Here is a 1,200-nt window from a genome sequence, read left to right as displayed (position 1 = left end):
CCACGCCGATGGAACCTGCTCAGCTAGTCTCCTGTCTTGGATAATTCTTTACAACGGCGCACCTTGTCGAGGATAACGTCTGCGGAGGCCTTCCATGTGAAGGGGGTCGGGGCTCCGTTCCAACCGGCCAGCCAGTGGTAGATGGCGGTTTCCAATTCGTGGACACTGTGGAAGGTGCCACGCCGGATCATGCGCTCGGTGATCAGTGCGAAGAAGCGTTCCACTTGGTTGAGCCACGAACTACTGGTGGGTGTGAAGTGGAAATGGAACCGGCGGCGCTTCTTCGGTTTCAACCAGCGCTGTACTTCGGCGCTCTTGTGCGTGCCGTAGTTGTCCATTATCAAGTGCACGTCTTGGTCGCTCGGCAAGTTCTTTTCGAGGAGCGTGAGGAAGCGCACGAACTCCCGGCTGCGATGGCGCTCCTGACACGTGCCGATCACTCTGCCGTTGAGAATGTTAAAGGCGGCGAACAGCGTAGTCGTGCCGTGCCGTTTGTAGTCGTGCGTCTGGCGTTCGGGCAATCCCGGGCGCAAGGGAAGAATGGGCGCAGTGCGGTCCAGCGCCTGAATCTGGCTCTTCTCGTCGACGCATAACACCAGCGCGCGGTCCGGAGGATGCAGATACAGGCCCACGATGTCGCGTACCTTTTCCTCGAAGTGCGGATCGCGCGACAGCTTGAAGCGTTCCACGCGATGCGGCTGAACATCGTGCCGTTGCCACACCCGATGCACGATAGTTCGCGAGACGTGCAAGTGGCGGGCCAGTGCGCGCACGCTCCAGTGCGTGCTGCCGTCGCCGGGGCGCGTCTTCAGCGTTGTGTCCAGAATTTTTTGTTCGAGTTCGGGCGTCAGCACCTTCGCTTCGCGCTTGCGCTTCCGCACCCCGGTTACGGCCGCCATGCCTTCGGATGTGAAGGCCGCCCGCAGCGCCACAATCGTGGGGCGCGAAACCTCCAGTTGCTGGGCGATCGACTGATTGGCGACGCCTTTCGCCGCCAACAGGAGAATCCGGCAGCGTAGCGCCACACGCTGGGGGGAGCTTCCGTTCCGGAGCAAGGCTTCGAGTTGCTCCCGTTGGCTCGCTTCTACCGCCAAGGGAGCTGCTGGGGTGAACATGACCCAGTATGAGGCAACTCTGCCTATATGTACATAGTTATATGAGACAGGACACTAGCGCCATGGACGCCGAGCCCAACGCCCC

Annotated in this window: 1 protein-coding gene; it reads right to left on the bottom strand. The window is 60.8% G+C overall.

Annotated features, from left to right (window positions below):
• Positions 1-23: 23 nt before the first annotated feature.
• Positions 24-1,115 carry an IS630 family transposase gene (locus FJ354_07175; GenBank protein ID MBM3906432.1) on the bottom strand — a complete coding sequence of 364 codons (1,092 nt, stop codon included), beginning with the start codon at positions 1,113-1,115 and terminating at the stop codon, positions 24-26.
• Positions 1,116-1,200: the final 85 nt, after the last annotated feature.

Source organism: Nitrososphaerota archaeon (assembly GCA_016872055.1).
In the GTDB taxonomy this organism is placed as follows: Archaea; Thermoproteota; Nitrososphaeria; order Nitrososphaerales; family Nitrosopumilaceae; genus Nitrosotenuis.
Note: the sequence above shows the minus strand (reverse complement) of the source record. Positions and strands in the feature narration are given on the sequence as shown.

What these genes read in the sequence shown, in the direction of transcription:
- FJ354_07175 (MBM3906432.1), bottom strand. Translation starts at nt 1,115, where the DNA reads ATGTTCACCCCAGCAGCTCCCTTGGCGGTAGAAGCGAGCCAACGGGAG.